Annotated in this window: 2 protein-coding genes; one reads left to right on the top strand and one right to left on the bottom strand. The window is 43.4% G+C overall.

Annotated elements, in window-relative coordinates:
- The first annotated feature begins 131 nt into the window (after positions 1 to 131).
- Positions 132 to 287, top strand: coding sequence for a hypothetical protein (locus tag A2F46_RS12390; RefSeq protein ID WP_156471650.1), 156 nt, complete (start codon positions 132 to 134; stop codon positions 285 to 287).
- On the opposite strand, the gene A2F46_RS11690 is transcribed toward A2F46_RS12390, so the two are convergent.
- On the bottom strand, positions 272 to 505 hold the full coding sequence (locus A2F46_RS11690) for a hypothetical protein (RefSeq protein WP_066570641.1): 234 nt from the start codon (positions 503 to 505) through the stop codon (positions 272 to 274). The two genes, A2F46_RS12390 and A2F46_RS11690, sit on opposite strands and share 16 nt — an antisense overlap.
- Positions 506 to 982 lie beyond the last annotated feature (477 nt).

Below are 982 nucleotides of genomic sequence, written 5' to 3'. Positions count from 1 at the left end.
GGCATAATCAAAGTGCAAACAGCACAGTCGTAAAAAACAAAGGGCGCTAATGACAGTTAGCGCCTTTTGTCTATTGCTGGACTTACTTTGGGTGTACATCAATGGCCATGAGAAAGAGCAGCCCAAAAAGCATGATGAAAACCGCTACGGTGAAAGTCATTAAAACCACTTCAGTAAAAATGTTGCTTTCTGGCTTCTTCATCGTACATTGTCCTTTGTTGGTGCGCTTTACAGGCACAACCAAAGTAGATAAGATTACTCGCGTCGGGTTTTACCAATTGCCCTGACAATCCTTTGAAAAGCGCCCTGTTACAGCAGGGCGTTTTTTCATGGCGCGTAAAGTTCGGTTGATTTTGGCCATTAACGTCGCTCGTGCTACCTGCTTCAATTCCCAACCACGCTCAGTGCGCCGAATCTGTACCTGAGCAAATTTATTTTGGTTCAGAATTACATCAATTGAGGCGTTCAGGCTCTCCACTTCATCAAACTGCTTTATGTGGCACATCACTTTCTCCTTCGTTAGTTGAACATTACCTATAGCAAAGCCCACTCATCAGATGAATGGGCTTCAATTTAGATAATGCAAAAGTCTGCCGTTATTGCCGCCACGCCACCAATTGCTCGGGCAAAAGGCATTTCGCAGATGGGCGGTCTTGGTTCCCCGTTTCAGATTTTTGTCTGTCGCCGTCGGGCTTCTCACGGATTGCGCGACGGCCAAGAAGTCGCGCCATGCAGCAGTCGAAAAGCATTCCGACTGCCACAACTGTTTTCCTTATTACCAAGTCTGCCTTTCAGGCAGCCTGGAATTATTCGGACTGAATTGTTAAAGAGCAAAATTTATGCTCTTTATATTAGCCACAGCTAACATTAAATGCAACAAAAATCGTTAGCTTTGGCTAATATTGTAAAAATTTGTTGAAAATGAGTTACAAATAATACGGAAATAGCATGGATTTAGGCTTAATCAGAATCTTTGGAAAAT

It is taken from the genome of Snodgrassella sp. CFCC 13594, from assembly GCF_001590725.1.
Classification (GTDB): domain Bacteria; phylum Pseudomonadota; class Gammaproteobacteria; order Burkholderiales; family Neisseriaceae; genus Snodgrassella.
The sequence above is the reverse complement of the archived record's forward strand: the minus strand, read 5'-3'. Positions and strand labels throughout refer to the sequence as shown.